The 19,589-nt window shown below is 72.3% G+C and carries 19 protein-coding genes and 1 pseudogene; 9 read left to right on the plus strand and 11 right to left on the minus strand.

Annotated elements, in window-relative coordinates; genetic code table 11:
* Nucleotides 1–15 precede the first annotated feature (15 nt).
* Genes QJ852_23395 through QJ852_23420 form a run of 6 tightly spaced genes read left to right on the plus strand, consistent with a single transcriptional unit; the run spans nucleotide 16 to nucleotide 6,151 of the window.
* Nucleotides 16–1,668: an AMP-binding protein gene (locus QJ852_23395; protein WGX96083.1), complete on the plus strand. Its 1,653-nt coding sequence runs from the start codon at nucleotides 16–18 to the stop codon at nucleotides 1,666–1,668.
* Nucleotides 1,665–2,510, plus strand: a complete 846-nt coding sequence (locus QJ852_23400; protein ID WGX96084.1) for a branched-chain amino acid ABC transporter permease — start codon at nucleotides 1,665–1,667, stop codon at nucleotides 2,508–2,510. Before QJ852_23395 ends, QJ852_23400 begins: the two co-directional genes overlap by 4 nt.
* Nucleotides 2,507–3,550 (plus strand): branched-chain amino acid ABC transporter permease, encoded by a 1,044-nt coding sequence (locus QJ852_23405; GenBank protein WGX96085.1) that lies wholly within the window; start codon nucleotides 2,507–2,509, stop codon nucleotides 3,548–3,550. The genes QJ852_23400 and QJ852_23405 overlap by 4 nt, the downstream gene beginning before the upstream one ends.
* Nucleotides 3,547–4,311, plus strand: coding sequence for an ABC transporter ATP-binding protein (locus QJ852_23410; protein ID WGX96086.1), 765 nt, complete (start codon nucleotides 3,547–3,549; stop codon nucleotides 4,309–4,311). Before QJ852_23405 ends, QJ852_23410 begins: the two co-directional genes overlap by 4 nt.
* A complete protein-coding gene (locus tag QJ852_23415) occupies nucleotides 4,311–5,015 on the plus strand; it encodes an ATP-binding cassette domain-containing protein (protein WGX96087.1) in 705 nt (234 codons plus the stop codon). The genes QJ852_23410 and QJ852_23415 overlap by 1 nt, the downstream gene beginning before the upstream one ends.
* Nucleotides 5,012–6,151: a CaiB/BaiF CoA-transferase family protein gene (locus QJ852_23420; protein ID WGX96088.1), complete on the plus strand. Its 1,140-nt coding sequence runs from the start codon at nucleotides 5,012–5,014 to the stop codon at nucleotides 6,149–6,151. The genes QJ852_23415 and QJ852_23420 overlap by 4 nt, the downstream gene beginning before the upstream one ends.
* A 76-nt stretch (nucleotides 6,152–6,227) precedes the next feature.
* On the opposite strand, the gene QJ852_23425 is transcribed toward QJ852_23420, so the two are convergent.
* The 10 genes from QJ852_23425 to QJ852_23470 all read right to left on the minus strand — a co-directional run bounded on the left by QJ852_23425 (nucleotide 6,228) and on the right by QJ852_23470 (nucleotide 16,685).
* Nucleotides 6,228–7,430, minus strand: a complete 1,203-nt coding sequence (locus tag QJ852_23425) for an ABC transporter substrate-binding protein (GenBank protein ID WGX96089.1) — start codon at nucleotides 7,428–7,430, stop codon at nucleotides 6,228–6,230.
* A gap of 79 nt (nucleotides 7,431–7,509) precedes the next feature.
* Nucleotides 7,510–8,574 carry an acyl-CoA dehydrogenase gene (locus tag QJ852_23430; protein WGX96090.1) on the minus strand — a complete coding sequence of 355 codons (1,065 nt, stop codon included), beginning with the start codon at nucleotides 8,572–8,574 and terminating at the stop codon, nucleotides 7,510–7,512.
* Nucleotides 8,571–9,653 (minus strand): phosphotransferase family protein, encoded by a 1,083-nt coding sequence (locus QJ852_23435; GenBank protein WGX96091.1) that lies wholly within the window; start codon nucleotides 9,651–9,653, stop codon nucleotides 8,571–8,573. The genes QJ852_23430 and QJ852_23435 overlap by 4 nt, the downstream gene beginning before the upstream one ends.
* Nucleotides 9,650–10,945, minus strand: a complete 1,296-nt coding sequence (locus QJ852_23440; GenBank protein ID WGX96092.1) for an acyl-CoA dehydrogenase family protein — start codon at nucleotides 10,943–10,945, stop codon at nucleotides 9,650–9,652. Before QJ852_23440 ends, QJ852_23435 begins: the two co-directional genes overlap by 4 nt.
* Nucleotides 10,946–10,991: 46 nt before the next feature.
* Complete coding sequence (locus tag QJ852_23445; protein WGX96093.1) at nucleotides 10,992–12,140, minus strand: thiolase family protein; 1,149 nt, start codon at nucleotides 12,138–12,140, stop codon at nucleotides 10,992–10,994.
* A gap of 3 nt (nucleotides 12,141–12,143) precedes the next feature.
* On the minus strand, nucleotides 12,144–12,593 hold the full coding sequence (locus QJ852_23450; protein ID WGX96094.1) for an OB-fold domain-containing protein: 450 nt from the start codon (nucleotides 12,591–12,593) through the stop codon (nucleotides 12,144–12,146).
* A gap of 27 nt (nucleotides 12,594–12,620) precedes the next feature.
* Nucleotides 12,621–13,406 carry an SDR family oxidoreductase gene (locus QJ852_23455; GenBank protein WGX96095.1) on the minus strand — a complete coding sequence of 262 codons (786 nt, stop codon included), beginning with the start codon at nucleotides 13,404–13,406 and terminating at the stop codon, nucleotides 12,621–12,623.
* On the minus strand, nucleotides 13,403–14,644 hold the full coding sequence (locus QJ852_23460) for an acyl-CoA dehydrogenase family protein (protein ID WGX96096.1): 1,242 nt from the start codon (nucleotides 14,642–14,644) through the stop codon (nucleotides 13,403–13,405). The genes QJ852_23455 and QJ852_23460 overlap by 4 nt, the downstream gene beginning before the upstream one ends.
* Entirely contained in the window at nucleotides 14,641–15,108 is a 468-nt protein-coding gene (locus tag QJ852_23465) for a MaoC family dehydratase (protein ID WGX96097.1), read from the minus strand. Before QJ852_23465 ends, QJ852_23460 begins: the two co-directional genes overlap by 4 nt.
* Nucleotides 15,105–16,685 (minus strand): acyl-CoA carboxylase subunit beta, encoded by a 1,581-nt coding sequence (locus QJ852_23470; protein WGX96098.1) that lies wholly within the window; start codon nucleotides 16,683–16,685, stop codon nucleotides 15,105–15,107. Before QJ852_23470 ends, QJ852_23465 begins: the two co-directional genes overlap by 4 nt.
* Nucleotides 16,686–16,803: 118 nt before the next feature.
* Here QJ852_23470 and QJ852_23475 point away from each other — a divergent pair, with 118 nt between their 5' ends.
* From QJ852_23475 to QJ852_23485, 3 genes and pseudogenes are all read left to right on the plus strand, one after another.
* The gene (locus QJ852_23475; GenBank protein ID WGX96099.1) at nucleotides 16,804–18,459 is read left to right on the plus strand and encodes an AMP-binding protein; all 1,656 of its coding nucleotides are present in this window, start codon (nucleotides 16,804–16,806) and stop codon (nucleotides 18,457–18,459) included.
* Nucleotides 18,456–18,971 carry a thioesterase family protein gene (locus tag QJ852_23480; GenBank protein ID WGX96100.1) on the plus strand — a complete coding sequence of 172 codons (516 nt, stop codon included), beginning with the start codon at nucleotides 18,456–18,458 and terminating at the stop codon, nucleotides 18,969–18,971. The genes QJ852_23475 and QJ852_23480 overlap by 4 nt, the downstream gene beginning before the upstream one ends.
* Nucleotides 18,972–19,026: 55 nt before the next feature.
* Nucleotides 19,027–19,302 (plus strand): annotated as a pseudogene (locus QJ852_23485) (transposase).
* Between the two features lie 141 nt (nucleotides 19,303–19,443).
* On the opposite strand, the gene QJ852_23490 reads toward QJ852_23485, so the two are convergent.
* Nucleotides 19,444–19,569, minus strand: a complete 126-nt coding sequence (locus tag QJ852_23490) for a hypothetical protein (GenBank protein ID WGX96101.1) — start codon at nucleotides 19,567–19,569, stop codon at nucleotides 19,444–19,446.
* Between the last annotated feature and the right edge of the window lie 20 nt (nucleotides 19,570–19,589).

Raw genomic sequence — 19,589 nt, forward strand, 5'->3', positions numbered from 1 at the left:
TTCTAGGGTCGCACTGTGACCGACAGCACACGGCCGACGGCGCTGGAGGCCCGCTGGGGACCGACCTCCGCGTGGAACGTCGGTACCCAGCTTCGGCGTCAGGCCGTGGAGCGGCCGCGAGCGCCGTACGTCGCCGTCGGCGACGCGCCCGCGCTGGCCTTCGCGGAGGTCGCCGCCGAGGCCGAGCGGACCGCCGGCCGGTTCTGGTCACTCGGCCTGCGCGCCGGCGACCGGGTGCTGTTCTTCCTCCCCACCTGCGGCGAGGCGGTCCACGGCTGGCTCGGCGCGAAGCTCCTCGGCCTGGTCGACATCCCCCTGAACGACGCCTTCCGCGGCGAGTCCCTGGCGCACGCGGTCAACCTCTCCGGCGCCCGGGTGATCGTGCTGAGCCGCGCGCTCGCCCCCGAGCTCGCCCAGGTGCGCGACAGGATCACGGGCGACCTCGCCGTGGTCGTCGCCGAGGACCTCGACGAGCTCCCCGTCGCCACGGACTGGGAGCCGGCCGCCCCTGCCCACAGCGACCTGTCCACGGTGCTGCTCACCTCCGGCACCACGGGACCGGCCAAGGGCGTGATGATGACCAACGCCCAGACGCACGCGATCGCTCGGGAGTGCGCGGAGGGTCTGCGGATGGGCGCCGAGGACGTCTTCTACTGCTTCCATCCGCTGTTCCACATGGCCGGCCGGTTCGGCGCGCTCTACGCCGCGCTGATCACCGGGGCCCGGGTGTGCCTCGACGTCGGCTTCGCCCCTGAGCGCTGGATCGACCGGATCCGGGCCTGCGGTGCGACGGTCACCATCGCCCACGGCCCGATGATCGAGATGGTGCACGCGACCGAGCGCCGCCCCGACGACGCCACGACCGCGCTGCGCGCGGTGCTCGCCGCTCCCCTGCCGGCGGCGATCGGCGCCGACTTCGAGGAGCGCTTCGGCGTCGTCGCCCTCGAGACATGGGGCATGACCGAGGTGACCGCCTGCTGCTGGCGTCCGTACGACGCCCCGCTCCGGTTGGGGGCGGCCGGCCGCCCCCTCGACGAGCTGGTCGAGATCACCGTGGTCGACCCGGTGACCGACGAGCCGCTTCCGGCCGGACAGGTCGGCGAGATCACGGTGCGCCCGCGCCATCCCTGGCTGCTCATGCAGGGCTACCTCGGCATGCCCGAGGAGACCGTGCGCGCCTGGCGCAACCTGCGCTTCCACAGCGGCGACGCCGGCTTCCTCGACGACGACGGCTGGCTGCACTTCGTCGACCGCCTCGGCGACCGGATCCGCCGCAAGGCCGAGAACATCTCGTCCTACGACATCGAGGTCGCCGCCGGCAGCCACCCCGGCGTGACCGAGGCGGCGGCGGTCGGCGTACCCGTCACGCCGTCGGACGACGAGATCAAGCTCGTGGTCGCGACCCGCGGGAGCTTCGACCCCGAGGCGCTCTTCCGCCATCTCGTCGCCGAGCTCCCGCACCACATGGTCCCGCGCTACGTCGAGCGCCTCGACGCACTGCCCCGCACGCCCACCAACAAGGTGCGCAAGCGGGAGCTGCGCGAGCGCGGCGTCACCTCGGGCACCTGGGACTACAAGGCGGCGGGACTCTCCATCCGCACCCTGCGTGGGTCCACGGACCACACCGGACAACGACCGACAGCAGCCGCGAAAGGCAGCACCGCATGAGCGAGCTCGTGGAGTACATCGTCCAGGGGATCCTGATCGGCTCGGCCTACGGCCTGGTCGCGCTCCCCATCAGCATCGTCTATGCCACCACCCACTCCATCGACGCCGCGGTCGGCAGCCATGCGGTGGTCGCCGCGACCACGGCCGCCGCCATCGGGGGCCCGGTCGGCATCGTCGTCGGGATCGGCGCGGGCCTCGTCACGACGGGGGTCGTGGCGGCGACCTATCTGATCCTGCGCGGTCGCGGCTCGGTCGACCCGATCACCATCGTGCTGGCCACCTTCGGCATCGCCTTCGCGCTGCAGGCGCTGGTGCTGCTCTGGCACGGCCGCGAGCCGGTCGTCGGCCACGGGTTCAGCGCCAACTGGGACCTGCTGGGCATCTCGGTCAACCCGCAGTCGGCGCTCAACCTCGCGTTCGGCCTGGTCGCGATGGCCGCCATCGCCCTGGTGCTGGCCCGCACCCCCCTGGGCCGGTCGTTGCGCGCCTGCGCCGACAACCCGCTCGGCGCCCAGCTCACCGGCCTGTCCGTACGACGGCTCCAGACCACCGCCATCCTGATCGGCGGCGGACTCGCCTCGGTGGCGGGCATCCTGCTCCTCTACACGACCGGCGTGAGCTACTCCTCCGGCCTCTCGATCACGCTGACGGCGATCGGCGCCGCCGTGGTCTTCGGCTTCCGCGGCCCCATCCACGGCTTCGTGGGAGGTCTGCTGTTCGGCGTGGTCCAGGCCCTGGTCGCCGGGTACGCCGAGACCGGCGTCGCCGCGGCGGTCCCGTACCTCTTCATCTTCCTGGCCCTGACCCTGGGCCGCTCCACCGCCGCGGTGGCCCGCGCATGAGCACCGGAGGTGTCCCCGTCATGGTTCGGCGCCAGCGCCCCACCCTCGTCCTCACCGCCGCGGTCGTGGCCCTGATGATCGTGATCGGGCAGGACCCGGCGAGGGTCGACGCCGCGATCACCATCGCGGTCTTCGCCCTGCTCGCGCTCTCGGTGGCGATCTCCTACGGCCAGGCCGGGATCCTCTCCGTCGCGCAGGCCGCCTTCGCCGCGCTCGGCGCGTACGCGAGCGCGATCCTCACCACCCGGTGGGAGCTGAGCCCGGTGCTCGGCCTGGTCGGCGCGGTCCTCGTGCCCGCCCTGGTCGCCTACCCCCTGTCCCGCCTGGTCGGGCGGCTCTCCCACCTGGCGCTGGCCATCGCCACGTTGGTCTTCGGCGAGATCGTCGTGATCCTGCTGCGCGAGGGCGGCGACCTCACCGGCGGCTACATCGGCATCTCCGGGATCCCGCCCCTGCCCTGGGCGCTGGACCTGAAGAACTACGCGATCTTCTCGTGGGTCGCGGTCATCGTCGTCGTGGCTCTCTACGCGAACCTGGTGGGGAGCAGTCACGGCCGGGCGCTGCAGACCATCCGCTGGGACACGCTGCGCGCGCGGGCCGACGGGGTCGACGTACCGGCCCGGGTGGCGGGCGTGTTCAGCCTCTCGGCCGCCGTCGCCGGCCTGGCCGGCTGGCTCTATGCCCACTACGTCACCTTCCTGGCCCCGGAGTCGCTGCCGAGCGCCCTCTCGATCACCGCCATCCTGATGGCGGTCGTCGGCGGCACCCGCTACGTCCTGGGACCTATCGTCGGCACCGCCGTGCTGTTCTACGTCAACGACGCGCTTCCGTCGGAGGAGGCCCAAGGCCTGCTGTACGGCGCCGCGCTGGTCGTCGCGCTGATCGTGGCGCCGCAGGGCCTGCTCGGTCTGGCCGACCAGGCCCGTCGCGCCATCGGGCGCCGGCCGGCTCCGCGGCTCTCCCCTCCGGCGAGATCGGAGGCGCCGGAGTCGGCGTCCCCGACGACCCGGTCCGACGAGCCTGCCGAGGTGACCCGATGAGTCTCGTCGCCACCGACCTCGCCATCAGCTTCGGCGGCGTCAGCGCGCTCGCCGGGGTCGGCCTCACCTTGGAGCCCGGAACCGTGCACGGGGTGATCGGGCCCAACGGCTCGGGCAAGAGCACCATGTTCAACTGCCTGACCGGCCTGATCCGGCCCGACCGCGGCACCGTCGTCCTCGACGAGCGCGACATCAGCGGCGTGGCGACCCACCGGCGGATCCACCTCGGCCTGGCCCGCACCTTCCAGACCCCCCGCTTCGACCCGGCCACGACCGTGTGGCAGGCCGTGGCCTGCGGCTTCTACCCCACGTCGGGACGCGGTCTGCTGCCGTCCCTGCTGTGGGCACCCTGGGTGAGCCGGGCCGAGCGGGCCACCGCCGAGCGCACCGATGCCCTGCTCGCGGACTTCCGGCTCGACGACGCGCGCGACGCGACGATCGGCGAGCTCCCCCTCGGCCGGGTGCGCCTGGTCGAGGTGGCCCGCGCGATGGCCATGGCGCCGCGCTACCTGCTGCTCGACGAACCCGCCGCGGGACTCGCCGTCGACGAGCAGGAGCTGCTCGCGAGCGAGCTCACCCGACTCGCCGGGGCGGGGGTCGGCGTCTTGCTGGTGGAGCACAACTTCGACCTGGTGGTGCGGATGTGCCACCGGATCCTGGTGCTCGAGCGCGGCCGGGTGCTCACCGAGGGCACGGCGGCGGAGGTCGCCGTCGACCCGGCGGTGCAACGTGTCTACCTCGGCATGGAGGAGGTCGCCTGATGAGCAGTGGACTCTCGTGCACCGCGCTCGACGCGGGCTACGGACGGATGGTGGTGTGCCGCGACATCGAACTCACCGTCGAGCCCGGCGGGCTGCTCGCGATCCTGGGCCCCAACGGCGCCGGCAAGAGCACCCTGCTGCAGGCACTGGCCGGGATCACCCAGAAGGCGGGGACCGTCCGTCTCGGCGAGGTCGACGTCAGCCGCAGGCGCGCGACCGCGCGGGCTCGCGCCGGCATCGCCTTCGTCCCCGAGACCCGCGGCAACATCTTCGCCACCATGACCGTCCGCGAGAACCTCGCCATCGCGGGACGCTCGACACCGACCGAGCGACGGCGCCTGCGCCACGCCATGGCGCAGGAGGTCTTCCCCGCACTGGAGACGTACGCCGACCGCGCGTCCGGCCTGCTCAGCGGTGGCGAGCAGCAGATGCTGGCGATCGCCATGGCCCTGCTGGCGGATCCGAAGGTGATCCTCCTCGACGAGCCGTCCCAGGGACTGGCGCCCTCGGTGCTGCGCGACATCGAGCAGGCGCTGCGGGCACTGCGCCCCTCGGGCATCACCGTGGTGCTCGCCGAGCAGAACCAGCGCTTCGCCACCAGCCTGGCCGATCGCGTGCTGCACATCAGTGCCGGGCGCCTGGTCGCGCCGGCCGCGGCGTACCAGGAGGAGACGGCGGGCGGCGCCATCGGCGTGCTGCCGTGAGCGGCGCCGGCGCGCTCGCGGGCATCCGCGTCGTCGACCTGTCGCGCAACGCTCCCGGCCCCTACGCCTCGATGCTGCTGGCCCGACTGGGCGCGGACGTGGTCACGGTCGCCGGCGGACGCACCGGCGAGGCGCTGCCCGAGCTGGCCGCCGGCAAGCGCCGGATCACCCTCGACATCCGAACGCCCGACGGCGCCCGCGCGCTGGAGACGCTGGTCGCCGGCGCCGACGTGCTGCTGGAGTCGTTCCGGCCCGGCGTCCTGGACCGGCTCGGTGTCGGCTACGACCGGCTCTCCCGGATCAACCCGCGCCTGGTGCACTGCGCGCTCACCGGCTACGGCCAGTCCGGGCCGCTGCGCGCGGCCGCCGGCCACGACCTCAACTATCTCGCCGTGACGGGCGTCCTGGGCTGTCTCGGGCCGGCGGACGAGCCCGCCGTACCGCCGATCAACCTGGTCGCCGACATGGGCGGCGGCGGGCTGTGGGCGGCCTTCGGCATCCTCGCGGCGCTGCACGAGCGCGAGCGGACCGGCGCCGGGCGCTACGTCGACGCCTCGATGGTCGACGGCGTGCTCTCCATGATGGGCACCTGGCTGACCGCCTGGGGCACCAGCGTGCTGCCGGCGCGGGGCGAGGGGCTGATGAGCGGCCAGGCGCCGTTCTACCGCTGCTACCGCTGCGCCGACGGCGCCTGGGTCGCCGTCGGCGCCATCGAGCCCCGCTTCTTCGCCGAGCTCTGGCGGCTGCTCGGCCTGCCCGGGGACCCGCCCGACCACCTCGACCCCGCGCGATGGCCGGAGCTCGGCGCCCGCCTCGAGGCGGTGTTCGCCACCCGCACTCGCGACACGTGGGCCGCGCTCGCGAACGACGAGTGCTGCCTCACCCCGGTGCTCGCCCCGGACGAGGTGCGCCACCATCCCCACCACCGCGACCGGCTCCCCCAGGGCGCCGAGGTCGCGCCCGCGGACCTGTTCCCGCGCGTCGACTGGCTGGCCGCCAACGGCTGGACGGACGGCACCGACCGCACCGAGGCGGTGCTGCGCGCGGCGGGCCTCGAGCAGGACGTCCTCGCCCGGGTCCTGACCGCGCTGGCCGCCGTCCCGCAACCCGAGCTCGCCTGGCCGCCGACCCACTGACCGGACCTGTCCAGGCATGCCGAGGCCCCGGCGGGTTCCACCCGCCGGGGCCTCGTCCGTCGTCCGACCGGGTCGGTCAGGACCCGGGCTGGTAGGTCGCGAACGCGCCGTCCTCGACCACGAGCAGGGCCAGGGCGTCGGTGCCCATCCCGTCCCGCTCGTCCTTCGTGTAGCAGACCGACGCGCCGATGGCGTAGGTGTCGAGGTCACAGACGTTCTCCATGGCGTCGCGCAGCTTCTCGCCGGTGATCTCCCCGTCGATCTTCTCCGCGCCCGCGGCCACCACCTGGGCACCGTTGGCGCCCGCGGCCTCGTACGACGTGGCGTCGTACCCGGCCGCCTCGAGCAGGTCCTTGAGCCGCTTCTCGTCCTCGGACGGGTTGTTCCAGTTGTTCATCGCGACCATGTGCACGCCCTCGGCGGCCTCGCCGGCGCCGTCGATGAAGCCCTGCTGGGCCAGTCCGATCCCACCCCACAGGTCGACGTCCGAGCCACCCTGGCGGACGGCGCGGGCGATGCCGACTCCCAGCGCGGTGGCGCCGGTGACCAGCAGCACGACGTCGGGGTCGGCGTTGCGGAGCTTGGTCGCCTGGGCGGTGAAGTCGGTGTCGGTCACCGCCGCGCTGGTCGTGCCGACGAGGTCGAGGCCGAGGTCGTCGGCCTGCTCCTCGATGTAGGCGACGCTGGAGTCGCCGTACGCCGACTGCTCGGCGAAGATGCCGACCTTGGTCTTGCCCTCGGCCACCACCTGGTCGAGCATCGCCTGCATCGTGACGAGGTCGCTCGGCGCCGATCGGAAGATCCAGGGCCAGAAGTCGTTGGCCTTGTCGGTCACCGAGATGGTGCCATTGGTCGCCAGGATCGGCGTCTTGAGACCGGCCGCGATCGGCGCGTAGGCCAGCGTGTTGCCGCCGGCGGTGGTGCCGATGATGACGTCGACCTTGTCCTGGGTGATCAGCTTGCGCGCCTCCTGGGCGGCCGTGGTCGGGTCGGTCTTGTCGTCGGCCTCGAAGATCTCGATCTTCTTGCCGTTGATCCCGCCGTCGGCGTTGATGTCGTCGAGGACGACGCGTGCGCCATTGCGCTCACTGATGCCGTACGGCGCGGCGGGGCCGGTCAGCGAGAACAGCAGGCCGACCCGGAGCGGGTCGTCGGCGCTGCCGCCGCCGCTGCCGGAGGCCGTGCCGGCCTCGCCGGTGCCGCAGGCGGCGACGGTCAGCATCGATCCGAGAGCGATTGCCGCGACCAGCGAGCGTCGCGCGGTCGTGAAACGGGTCATCTCATCCTCACAAGGGGTCCAGCACATGCATCGGGTCATGTGGCGTCCGCCACACCGTAGAATGAACTTGACGTCAATATCAAGTACTTGGCACGAGACTTTCCAGCACCGCCTCGCGATGCCGCTCCGCGTCGCCGAACAGCGCCAGGTCCGACTCCGCGCGCCGCACGTGCAGGTGCGCTGAGTGCTCCCAGGTGAAGCCGATCCCGCCGTGCAGCTGGACGTTCTCCAGTGCGCAGCGCAGGTACGCCGGCCCGCAGGTCGCACCGGCCATGGCGACGGCGAGCGGCGCGACGTCCGCGTCCTCCTGGACCGCCCAGGCCGCGTGCTCCACGGCGGACAGGCTGAGGTCGAGCTCGATGGCGAGATCCGCGCAACGGTGCTTGACCGCTTGGAAGGAGCCGATCCGACGCCCGAACTGCACCCGGTCCAGGGTGTAGGCGACCGTGGCAGCGAGTACCGCCTCCGCTCCTCCGTGCTGCTCGCAGGCGACCGCGGCCGTCCGGGCACGGCGCAACCTGGCGAGCGCATCGGCCGCGAGCCGGTCGCCGACGCGCCGCGCGGGCGCGCTCGTGAGCGTGACCACGGCGAAGTCGCGGACCAGGTCCATCGACGGCATCGTCCTGCGGTCCACGCCGTCGTCCTCCGGACCGACCAGCCACAGCCGCCCGGAGCCGTCGACGACGAGCAGGAGATCGGCGGACATGCCGTCGACGACCTCGCCGAGCCGGCCGGTCAGCCGACCGTCCGCCCCCTCGGCGACCACCTCCAGGTCCGGTGCGTCCAGCACCGCGGCAAGGACCAGCTCCCCACCCAGCAGTCCGGGCAGGAGCTCGGCGAGGGCGGCGTCGTCCCCCGCGGCCAGCAGCAGGCCCTGACCCAGCACGACCGAGCCGAGCACCGGCAGCGGCGCCAGCACGCGTCCACACTCGCGCAGCACGACGGCGAGCGCCCCGAAGCCGGAGGCCGCACCGCCGAGATCCTCGGGTAGGTCCAGGCCCGCCACGCCCAGCTGGTCGCACGCGCGACGCCACAGCTCGCGGTCGATCCGCGCGCCCGGTGGGCGGTCGCGCACCTCGACGGTGGCGAGGAAGTCCCGCACCACGCCCTGCCAGATCAGCAGGTCCTCGTCGCGCAGGATCATGACGACACCCCCAGCAGGGCGAGAGCGCGCTCACCGAGGGACTGCACCTGGGCACCACGCTCGGCCATCCGCGGATCGCTGGTCTCGCCGCGCAGATGCCGGTCGTAGAGCTGCTGCATGATCACGGCCGTCTTCCAGCAGCCGAAGGCCTCGTACCAGTCGACGGTGGCACGGTCGACGTCCAGCCCCGACCGCTCGGCGTACCTCGCCACGACCTCGCCCTTGGTCGGGAGACCGAGGTTCTCCAGGCCCGGGATCGCGAGCGCCGGCGAGCCGTCGTCACCCGGCCAGTAGTTGAGCAGGGTGCCGAGGTCGACCAACGGGTCGCCGAGGGTCGCCATGTCCCAGTCGAAGACGGACACCACGACGTCCGGGTCGCCTGGAGCGAACTGGCAGTTGTCGGTCTTGAAGTCGTTGTGGACGATGGCGTCGCGTGCGGTCGCGGGCAGTGCCGTGACCAGGGCGGCGCCGGCGCGCTCGACGGCGGTGCCGGGCTCCGGCGACACGGCCTCCCACCGGCCGAGCCAGCCGCGGAGCTGGCGCTCGAGATAGCCGGCGGGCCGACCCAGGTCGCCCAGGTCGCAGGACGCCGGGTCCACGAGGTGCAGGTCGGCGAGCGCGTCGACGACCGCCAGCCCGATCCGGTGGCCCGCGTCGGGCCCGGCCAGCTGCGCCGGGACCGTGTCCCACACGACGATGCCCGGGCGGTACTCGGAGACGAAGAAGCGCGAGCCGACGACCGACTCGTCCTCGCAGTACAGCAGCGCCCGCGGAGCACGCGGGTAGGCACGGTGCAGGCGCGACAGCACCCGGTGCTCGCGGGCCATGTCGTGCGCGCCCGGCGCGAGCTTGCCGAACGGCGGCCGGCGTACGACGAGGCGGCGCTCGCCGACCGTGACCTGGTAGGTCAGGTTGGCCGACCCGTTGGGGAACTGCAGCACGGACAGGGGACCGCCGAGCTCGGGCAGGTGCTCCTTGAGGTGCCGCTCGAGCGCGACCCAGTCGAGCTCCTCGCCCGGCCGCACCGGGGCCAGCTCCGGATGGTCGGTGGTGGCCGAGCCGAGGGGCGCGCCGCTCACGACGACAGGACCGCCGCGTCGAGCTCGGCGGCGAACCGCGCACGGGCGGCGTCCTTGGCGGCGATCAGGTGGCCGGTCGGGAACAGCCCGGGCGCCGGCTGGGCACCCTTGAGCAGCTGCTTGGCCACGGCCATCTTGTGCAGCTCGGTCGCGCCGTCCGCGAGCCCCATGTGGAAGCTCTCCAGCACCCACTTGCCGAACGGCATCTCCGTGGAGATGCCGAGCGAGCCGTGGATCTGGATGGCGCGGCCGGCGACGTCGAGCAGCACCTTCGGCATCGCCGCCTTGACCGCGCTGATGTCGGCGATCACCTTGCGGTAGTCCTGGTAGCGGTCGATCTTCCAGGCGGTCTGCAGCACCAGCAGCCGGAACTGCTCCAGCTGGATCCACGAGTCGGCGATCAGCTCCTGGACCAGCTGACGGTCGGCCAGGGTGCCGGTGCCGCTGCGCCGCGAGACGGCCCGCTCGAGCATCATGTCGAGCGATGCCCGCACCAGACCGACGGTGCGCATCGCGTGGTGGATGCGCCCGCCGCCCAGCCGGGTCTGCGCGACCGCGAAGCCCTGACCACGCTCGCCGAGGAGGTGGTCGCGCGGGATGCGCACGTCCTCGTAGCGCACGTAGGCGTGGTGACCCTCGTCCTCGTCGTGACCCCACACCCCCACGTCACGGACGATGGTGATGCCGGGGGTGTCGGCCGGCACGACGAACATCGACGCGCGCCCGTGTCGCTCGGCATCGGGGTCGGTGACGGCCATGGTGATGTAGAACGACGCGAAGCTGGCATGCGAGGAGAACCACTTCTCGCCGTTGATGACCCAGTCGTCGCCGTCGAGCTCGGCCCGGGTGACGAACGCCGTCGGGTCCGACCCACCGGTCGGCTCGGTCATCGAGTAGCAGGACACGATCTCGTTGGCGAGGAGCGGGTCGAGGTAGCGGCGCTTGAGCTCGGGAGTGCCGTAGTGCGCCAGGATCTCGGCGTTGCCGGAGTCCGGCGCGTGGCAGCCGAAGACCACGGGGGCGCTGTGACTGCGACCGAGGATCTCGTTGAGGAGGGCCAGCTTGAGCTGGCCGTAGCCGGGTCCGCCCAGCTCGGGTCCGAGGTGGCAGGCCCACAGGCCGCGCTCGCGTACCTGCTCCTGCAGCGGCCTGACCAGCCGGTTGCGCAGCGGGTCGCGCACGTCCCAGGCATGCTCGATCAGGTGGTCGACCGGCTCGACCTCGGTCCGGACGAACGCGTCGACCCAGGCGAGCTGCTCCTGGTAGTCCTCATCGGTCTCGAAACTCCACACGGGAGCGGCCTCCTCGGGCTCGGGCAGCGCGGGGCTGCGGGTGGGATCAGCGGGTGAGCACGGTGCAGGCGGAGATGCCGGGGGCGCCGTACACCTGGGTGAAGCCGACGCTCGGGTCGCCGGGCACCTGGCGCGCCCCGGCCTGACCGCGGAGCTGGAGCACGATCTCGTGCACCTGCCGCAGCCCGGAGGCGCCGATCGGCTCGCCGTTCGCGAGCACACCGCCGTCGGTGTTGACCGGGATCCGGCCGCCGATCTCGGTCTCCCCGTCGACGAGCAGCTTCTCCTGCTCGCCGTGCTCGCACAGACCGGTCTCGGCCATGTGCATGATCTCGGCGCCGGACTCGGTGTCCTGGATCTGGGCGACCCGGACGTCGGCCGGCGCGACGCCGGCGGCCTCGAAGGCGGCGCGGGACGCGTCCGTGGTGACACTGTCGACGCGGGTCGGCGAGAGCCATGGGCTGTAGACCTCGAACGAGCCGAACCGACGCGAACGCAGCTCCGCGGAGCTCAGGTAGACCGGACTGCTCGTCAGGGAGCGCGCCTTCTCCGGGCTCGCCACCACCAGGGCGACCGCTCCCTCCCCCGGCGAGCAGAACATCAGCTTGGTCAACGGGTCGTTCACCATCGTCGACTCGCCGATGACCTCGGCCGGGACCGGCTGCTGCCGCCAGGCCTTCTCGCTCAGCGCACCGTTGCGATAGGCCTTCTCCGCGACCAGGGACAGCGCCGACGGCGCGATGCCCCACTCGTGGAGGTAGCGCTGGATCTTGGTGGCGAAGAACTGGGTGGTGACCATGAAGCCGGTCTCGCCGTACCAGGCGCCGAGGCCGACGTTCTCCGGCGACTCGTTGAACGCACCCGGCGGGTGCTTGTCGAAGCCGAGGACCAGGCCGAGCTCCCGTTCACCCGACTTGATCGCGTTGGCCGCCGAGATCAGCGACGATCCCCCGGTGCCGCACCCGTTGTAGACGTTGATGAAGGGCGCGCCGGTGAGCCCCAGCAACGAGATGAGGGTGTCGGCGTCGCCGCAGGAGTAGGTGCCGCCGAAGGCGAACTGCATGTCGGACCACGAGACGCCGGCGTCGGCGCAGGCCTCGCGGACCGCGGCCACCGCCATCTGGCGCCCCGTGACCCCCGGCTGGCGCCCGAACCTGGTCATCCCGATCCCGACGATCGCGACGTCGTTGCCCATCGATCAGCCCTCCTGTCCGGCCGGGTGCTCGACCCGGAAGCCGTAGGTCAGCACCTGGGTGCCGTCCTCGTCCGTCCACGCCGGCAGGGTGCACAGCGTGACCGCGGCGCCGATGCCGAGGCGCGCGGGATCGTTCTCGGTGAGCCGGGCGACGACGATGACGTCGCCCAGGTCGACGTAGCCCATGCCGAAGGGCACGAAGTCGCCGTCGTGGCGGTACGGCGCCTTGGGCTCGAAGTGCTGGACGGTCGCCGACCAGATGGTGCCGCTCCGGGGCAGGACGGCGTCCGCCATGCCGGCGCCGCCGCACCGTGGGCAGCCCTCCTGGCGCGGGAAGGTGGTCGTGCCGCAGGCGTCGCACCGCGAGCCGACCAGGCTCGGGACCCCTTCGTGGCCGGGGTCGTGCGCGTCGCTCGCGAAGAGCGCGTCGTCGACGAGGCGGGTGGTGGTCATCGGTTCTCCTTCCGGGATGGGATGCGCTCAGGCCGAGCCGAAGCTGACGACTCCGCGGCCGCCGTCGACCGGCAGCACCGCCCCGGTCGTGTACGACGACGCGTCGCTCGCGAAGTAGAGGGCGGCGCCCACGACCTCGGCCGGGTCGCCGGCCCGGCGCATCGGGTAGTGCGCGAGGTCGCCGGCCAGTGCGTCCAGGTCCCAGCCGCGCGCCATGTCGGTGAGGAACGGGCCGGCCATGATCGTGTTGACCCGCACCTTCGGGCCGTAGGCCTGCGCGAAGCCCGCGGTCAGCACGTTCAGCCCGCCCTTCGCGGCGGCGTACGGCAGGTCGCTGGTCATCGGCCGCACGGCCGCGCTGCTGCTGATGTTGATGATCGAGCCGCCGTCGCCCCGGGCCATCCGGGCCGCGACGAGCGCGCTGAGTCGGAACGGGCCCTTGAGGTTGACGCCGACGACCTTGTCGAAGAGCTCCTCGCTGACCTGGTCGAGGCTCGGGTACGTCGGCGCCAGCCCCGCGTTGTTGATCAGCACGTCGATCCGGCCCAGCTCGGCGTACACGGTCTCGACGACCGCGTCGATCTCGTCCCAGTGGCCGACGTGGAGGGCGAGGGGCAGGGCGCGGCGGCCGTGGTCCTGCTCGATCTCGGTGGCCAGGGCGCGGCAGTCCTCGAGCTTGCGGCTGGTGATCACGACGTCGGCGCCGGCCTCGGCCAGACCGCGGACCATGGCCCGGCCGAGGCCGCGACTGCCGCCGGTCACGAGCGCGACCTTGCCGAGAAGAGAGAGGGAGGGGTTCGGTTCGGTCGTCACCGGGGCAGGTCCTTCCAGGGGGTGTCCTTGTCCGCCCGCGGCTCGGGCGGCATGCCGAGCCAGCGCTCGGCGATGATCGTGCGCTGGATCTCGTCGGAGCCACCGGCGATGCGATAGCCCGGGGCGCCGAGCACGTGCTGCCCCCAGACGTAGGTGCCCCACTCGCCGTCGTCGACGACCAGCCGGGGTCCCAGGATCCGGCGGGCAGCGGCGGTGACGTCGAGCATCCGCCCGACCCACTGCATCATCCGCACCGAGCCGATCGCGCCCATCGGACGGCCGCTCTCACGGGCCGCCTGGTCGCGGGCGACGGCGACGGCACCGAGGCGCTCGCTGACCATCGCGCGGGCGAGGTCCTGGCGGACGAACGGGTCGTCGAGGACTCCTGCCCATTGCGCGGCGGCGAGCAGCTGGCGCCAGTTGCCCCCGACGTGGGCGTTGTTGTTGGCCGCCTGTCGCTCGAAGCCGAGCGTGGTCAGCGCGACCTCCCACCCCTGGCCGACCTCGCCGATGCGGTACTCGTCGGGCAGCCGCACATCGGTCAGGAACACCTCGTTGAAGCTGGTTCCACCCGACATCTGGCGCAGTGGGCGGACCTCCACCCCCGGCCAGTCCATCGGGATCATGAACGCCGTCATCCCCGCGTGCTTCGGCAGCGTGGGGTCGGTGCGGCAGATCAGCTCGCCCCAGTCGGCGAACTGCGCGCCCGAGCTCCACACCTTCTGCCCGTTGACGACCCACGCGTCGTCCTCCCGGACGGCGCGGGTGCCCAGCGCGGCAAGGTCGGACCCCGCGGACGGCTCGGAGAACAGCTGGCAGCAGATCTGCTCGCCGCGCAGGAACGCCGGGACCAGGTCGGCCCGCATCGCGTCGGTGCCGAAGAGGCGCACCGTCGGGGCGATCAGGTGCTGGGTGACCGAGAAGGTCTCGTGCGGACGGGGAGTCCGGTAGCGCAGCTCGAGCTCGTCATAGGCGTCGAGGTACTCGGCGGCGAGCCCGCGGCCGCCGTACTCCGGCTCCCAGGTGATCGCACCGAAGCCCGCCTGGAACTTGCGGCGCTGCCAGTCCTTGAGCTCCTCGATCAGCGCCGACTCCTCGGCGAAGCCGAGGTCGTGGAAGACCGACACGTCGAGCTCGCCCTCGCCCCAGACGACCTTCTCCTCGTCGGTACGACGCGCCAGGCCGCTGCCCGCGAGGAACGCCTCCGCCTCGGCACAGAACTCGTCGAGCGGGATCACGCGTCCTCCGCGAAGTAGAAGCGGGCGAGCATCCGTGCCACGCACGCCGGCCGGTCGGTGCCGTCGACCTCGACGGTGAGGTCGAGGCCGACCTGGATGCCGCCGTCGCCCGTCTCGACGACCTCCGCGAGCCGGGCGTGGCAGCGGACTCGGCTGTCGACGGGCACCGGCGTCGGGAACCGGACCTTGTCGAGGCCGTAGTTGATGCCCATCGACGCGGTCGGGACGCCGAGGAGCTGGTCGAGAAGGCCCGCCAGGTAGGACAGCGACAGGTAGCCGTGGGCGATGGTGCGCCCGAACGGCCCGGCCGCCGCCCGCTCGGGGTCGACGTGGATCCACTGGTGGTCGCCGGTCGCGTCGGCGAACAGGTCGATCCGGTCCTGGTCGATCACCGTCCAGGCGGAGGTCCCGAGCTCGGTCCCCGCTCCGGCGAGCAGCTCGGCGCGTGAGGCGAAGACGGTCATGCCGCCCCCGTCCGCGAGGTCGCCGCGGAGTCCTCCCGCGGCTCGACCAGCCGGGCCGGGGTCGCGGCGGGCGCCGCGACGGCCGCGGACGGGTGCCACAGCCGCAGTGCGGCCACCAGCGTGGCCCGGGTGTCCTCGGGCCGGATGATGTCGTCGATGATCCCCGCCTCCGCGGCCGCGAACGGCCGGGTCACGGTCTCGCGGTACTCGTCGGCCAGCTGGGCACGCAGGGCCGCCGGGTCCTCGGCCGCCGCCAGCTCACGGCGGTGCAGGATGTTGACCGCTCCACCCGGGCCCATCACCGCGAGCTCGGAGTCGGGGTAGGCCCAGGAGAAGTCGGCGCCCAGGGACTTCGAGCCCATCGCGATGAACGCGCCGCCGTACGCCTTGCGCACGACCACGGTCAGCCGCGGGCTCTCCGCGCCGACATAGGCGTCGAGTACCTCGGCCCCCTCGGTGATGATGCCGCCGCCCTCCTGGCCGGTGCCTGGCATGAACCCCGGGACGTCGACCAGCGTGACGACCGGGAGGTGGAACCGGCCGCAGAAGCGCACGAACCGCGCGATCTTCCGGGAGCTGGGGATCTCGAGGATGCCGCCGCGCCGGTCCGGCTGCGACGCCACGATCCCGACCGGGACGCCGCCGAGGCGTGCGAACGCGGTGATCACGCTCGGGCCGTAGGCCGGCATGATCTCGAAGGGCTCCCCGCCGTCGACGACCGCGCGGACCAGCCGGCGCATGTCGAACACCTCGCTGCCGCGGCGCGGGACGATGCCTCCCAGGACGCGCACGTCCGCCGGCGCCGGTTCCTCGGTCGCAGCGAGTGGGAGGTCCGCCGCGGCGTGGGCGGGCAGGAAGGACAGCAGCCGTCGTACCTCCGCGAAGGCGTCCTCCTCGGTGTCGACAGCCAGATGGGCGACGCCGCTGCGGATGGTGTGCAGCTCGGCGCCGCCGAGGTCGGCCGAGGACACCTCCTCGCCGATCGCCGCGCGCACGACGTCGGGCCCGGTCAGGAACATGTGGCTGGTCTCGCGGACCATGATCGTCCAGTCGGTGAGTGCCGGCGAGTAGGCCGCGGCGCCGGCGCAGGGGCCGAGGATCACCGAGATCTGGGGCACCAGTCCCTTGGCCCGCACGTTGCGGCGGAAGATCTGGCCACAGCCGTCGAGCGAGTCGATGCCCTCGTTGATCCGCGCGCCACCGGAGTCGTTCAGGTAGACGATCGGGACCCGCAGCTCGATCGCCCGGTCCTGGAGGGCCGCGACCTTCGCGGCGAAGCCGGACCCGATCGATCCGCCGCCGTGGGAGAACTCATGGCTCGCGACGGCGACGGTCCGCCCCTCGATGGCTCCGAAGCCGGTGACGACGCCGTCGCCGTCGTACAGCTTGTCGGCCTGGCGGCTGGTGCTCTGGCGCAGCAGGCCGGTCGGGACGAACGAGTCGGCGTCGCACAGCAGCTGGGCCCGGCCGAGCGCGGTGTGACTGCGGGTGCCACGCGGCTGCGGCGTGGCTGCGGCCAGGCGCCGCTCGAGCTCGCTCGCCGATGCCCCGGCGTCGGGCTGAAGGTGGTCGCTCACATCGGCACCGTAAGCCGGATCTGACATTGACGTCAAGTTCATTCTCGGCCTATGATGACGCACATCACATCGGCCGTCCAGCCCCGATACTGGCGACCACACGAGAGGGACCGAGGCCATGAGCTGCACCAACGCCACCGCGGTGATCGCGACCGACGAACCGCTCGCCGTCAGCTACTGGCCCGCCGACGCGAGCGTCGCGCTCGACCACACGACGGTCGGCGAGCTGCTCCGCCGAGCGGCGGCGACCGCGCCCGACCGGGTCGCACTCGTGGACGGGGCGACCGACCCCGCCGACCGGCGCCGCTGGACGTACGCCGAGCTGCTCGCCATCGCCGAGCAGGTCGCCGACGCCCTCCTCACCCGGTTCGAGCCGGGCGAGCGGGTGGCGATCTGGGAGATCAATCGGCCCGAGTGGGTGATGCTCCAGTACGGCGCCGCGCTGGCCGGGATCGTGGTGGTGACGGTCAACCCGCAGTACCGCATCGACGAGCTCAGCTACGTGCTCGAGCAGGCCGACGTGTCGGGGATCGTGCACGGCGACGAGCACCGCGGAGTGTCGATGACCGACCTGGTCGCCCGCGCCGTGCCGTCCGTGCCGCGGGTGCGCCACGTCATCCGCTTCGCCGACTGGGATCGCTTCCTCGCCAGCGGCACCGGGCGGCGCGACTTCCCCGAGATCTCCCCCGATGACGACTGCATGATCATCTACACCTCCGGCACGACCGGCTTCGCGAAGGGCGCACTGCTCCACCACCGTGGCGTCGTCAACGCCTCCCGCCTCTCGGCCGAGCGCGCGAACTTCCGCGACGGCGACTGCTGGATCAACCCGATCCCCCTCTTCCACACCGGCGGTGGCGTGCTGGGCAGCGTCGGCACCCTCGCCCGCCGCGGCCGGCAGGTCGTCGTACCGCAGTTCGAGCCGGGGCTGGTGCTCGACCTGATCGAGAGCGAGCGCGGCAACCTGATCGTCACCGTGCCCACGATCCTGCTGGCCCTCCTCGACCACCCCGAGCGGCCCGCACGGGACCTGTCGAGCATGCGCACGATCATGTGCGGTGGCGCCAAGGTGCCTGAGGACCTGGTCCGCCGTACCAAGGAGATCGTGGGCTGCGACTTCTCGATCCTGTTCGGACAGGCCGAGATGCACGGCGTGCTGACCCAGACCCTGCCGACGGACACCCCCGAGGACCAGGCCACGACCCTCGGCATCCCACTCGCCCACGTCGAGGTCAAGATCGCCGACCCGGTCACCGGCGAGCCGGTGCCGATCGGCGGGTCCGGTGAGATCTGCGCGCGCGGCTACCAGGCGATGCGCGAGTACTTCCGGATGGACGACGCGACCGCCGCGACCATCGACCGCGACGGCTGGCTCCGCAGCGGCGACGTCGGGACCATGGACGGGCGCGGCTACCTGCAGATCGCCGGCCGGATCAAGGACATCATCATCCGGGGCGGCGAGAACATCCATCCGCTCGAGATCGAGGAGCTGCTCGTCCACCACCCCGGCGTCGCCGAGGTAGCCGTGATCGGCATCCCCGATACCCACTGGGGCGAGCAGGTCGCGGCGGTGATCCGGCCGCACGGCACTCCCCCGCCCGTCGACGAGCTCCACGCCGTGTGCCGTACGTCGCTCGCCCCCTTCAAGACGCCGCGCTTCTGGTACTTCGTCGACGAGCTCCCGATGACCCCGTCGGGCAAGATCCGCAAGGTCGAGCTCCGTGCCGGCGTCGCCGAGGGCAGCCTGGGCGACCCCGCCGTCGCCGGCCGGTGACCGGACCCCCGACCGCGGGCTTCGTCGTACCCGCGTTCGAGGAGGTCGCGGCCCTGCCCGAGACGCTGCGCCTGCACGTGCCGACGGAGTTCCAGGACGCCAACGGCCACATGAGCGCGACCCGCTACCTGACCACCTGCGTCGAGGGCGTCGAGGAGGCACTCGACGGCCTCGGGATCCCGCGCGACTGGCCGACCACTGCCGGGCACGGCGTCTTCACCGTCGACCAGCACCTGCACTTCCTCAGCGAGGTGTCCGTCGGCACCGAGCTGACCTTCCACCACCGGCTGGTCGCCCGCGGACCGCGATCGGGACGACTCGTCGGCTACCTGCTCGACCACCACCGGCACACGGTCTGCTTCGCCATGGAGGCCGCCTTCGTGCACGTCACGATGGCCACCCGCCGCTCCGCGCCGTGGCCCGAGGAGGTCGCGGCCGCGCTGGACCGACGCGCAGCCGAGCACGCCACGCTGCCCTGGGCGCTGAGCAGATCGCCCTGCTTCGAGGACTGAGCCGTCCGGGGCAGTCGCCGACCCCGCGACGCACTCCAGACCCAAGGCCAAGGTGCTGGTATTCACCTCGTTCCCACGCGAGCACTGGCGCAAGATCTGGTCAACCAGCCCGCTCGAGCGGGTCAACAAGGAGATCAAGCGCCGCTCCCAGGTCGTGGACCTCTTTCCCAACGCCGCGGCGGTCCTCCGGCTGGTCGGCGCGGTGCTGATCGACATGCGCGACGAGTGGATCGCCGGAGACCGGCGCTACCTGTCCGAGGGGTCGATGGCCAAGATCGACGACACCAGCGATACCGACCCGGTCGCAGCCATCGAGAGCAGCGACACGTAGGCACTGAGGACCACCTCAAAAGCCCACCACCCCGCGGGGCCTTGTCGCGGTTTGTTCACGGATGTTGTCGGCTGCGATCACCCCCGGACGGAGTCAACTCCACCGCCACGACCCGCTCGGCCATCCCCCTGAGCCGCTCCGTCAGTGGCCGAGACTGCTCAGCGTCGAGAGGCCCGGCCCGTTGACCTCGACCAGCTCGCCGATCAGATCCGCGAGTCCGTCGCGCTCGGCCTGACACCGCAGCTCCCGTTCCGACTGGGAATTCACCAATAAGGGTCATTCGCCCA

The organism is Nocardioides sp. L-11A (assembly GCA_029961745.1).
Taxonomy (GTDB): Bacteria; Actinomycetota; Actinomycetes; order Propionibacteriales; family Nocardioidaceae; genus Nocardioides.

What these genes read in the sequence shown, in the direction of transcription:
- QJ852_23415 (WGX96087.1), top strand. Translation starts at nt 4,311, where the DNA reads ATGAGCAGTGGACTCTCGTGCACCGCGCTCGACGCGGGCTACGGACGG.
- QJ852_23410 (WGX96086.1), top strand. Translation starts at nt 3,547, where the DNA reads ATGAGTCTCGTCGCCACCGACCTCGCCATCAGCTTCGGCGGCGTCAGC.
- QJ852_23425 (WGX96089.1), bottom strand. Translation starts at nt 7,430, where the DNA reads ATGACCCGTTTCACGACCGCGCGACGCTCGCTGGTCGCGGCAATCGCT.
- QJ852_23475 (WGX96099.1), top strand. Translation starts at nt 16,804, where the DNA reads ATGAGCTGCACCAACGCCACCGCGGTGATCGCGACCGACGAACCGCTC.
- QJ852_23405 (WGX96085.1), top strand. Translation starts at nt 2,507, where the DNA reads ATGAGCACCGGAGGTGTCCCCGTCATGGTTCGGCGCCAGCGCCCCACC.
- QJ852_23450 (WGX96094.1), bottom strand. Translation starts at nt 12,593, where the DNA reads ATGACCACCACCCGCCTCGTCGACGACGCGCTCTTCGCGAGCGACGCG.
- QJ852_23400 (WGX96084.1), top strand. Translation starts at nt 1,665, where the DNA reads ATGAGCGAGCTCGTGGAGTACATCGTCCAGGGGATCCTGATCGGCTCG.
- QJ852_23465 (WGX96097.1), bottom strand. Translation starts at nt 15,108, where the DNA reads ATGACCGTCTTCGCCTCACGCGCCGAGCTGCTCGCCGGAGCGGGGACC.
- QJ852_23445 (WGX96093.1), bottom strand. Translation starts at nt 12,140, where the DNA reads ATGGGCAACGACGTCGCGATCGTCGGGATCGGGATGACCAGGTTCGGG.
- QJ852_23430 (WGX96090.1), bottom strand. Translation starts at nt 8,574, where the DNA reads ATGATCCTGCGCGACGAGGACCTGCTGATCTGGCAGGGCGTGGTGCGG.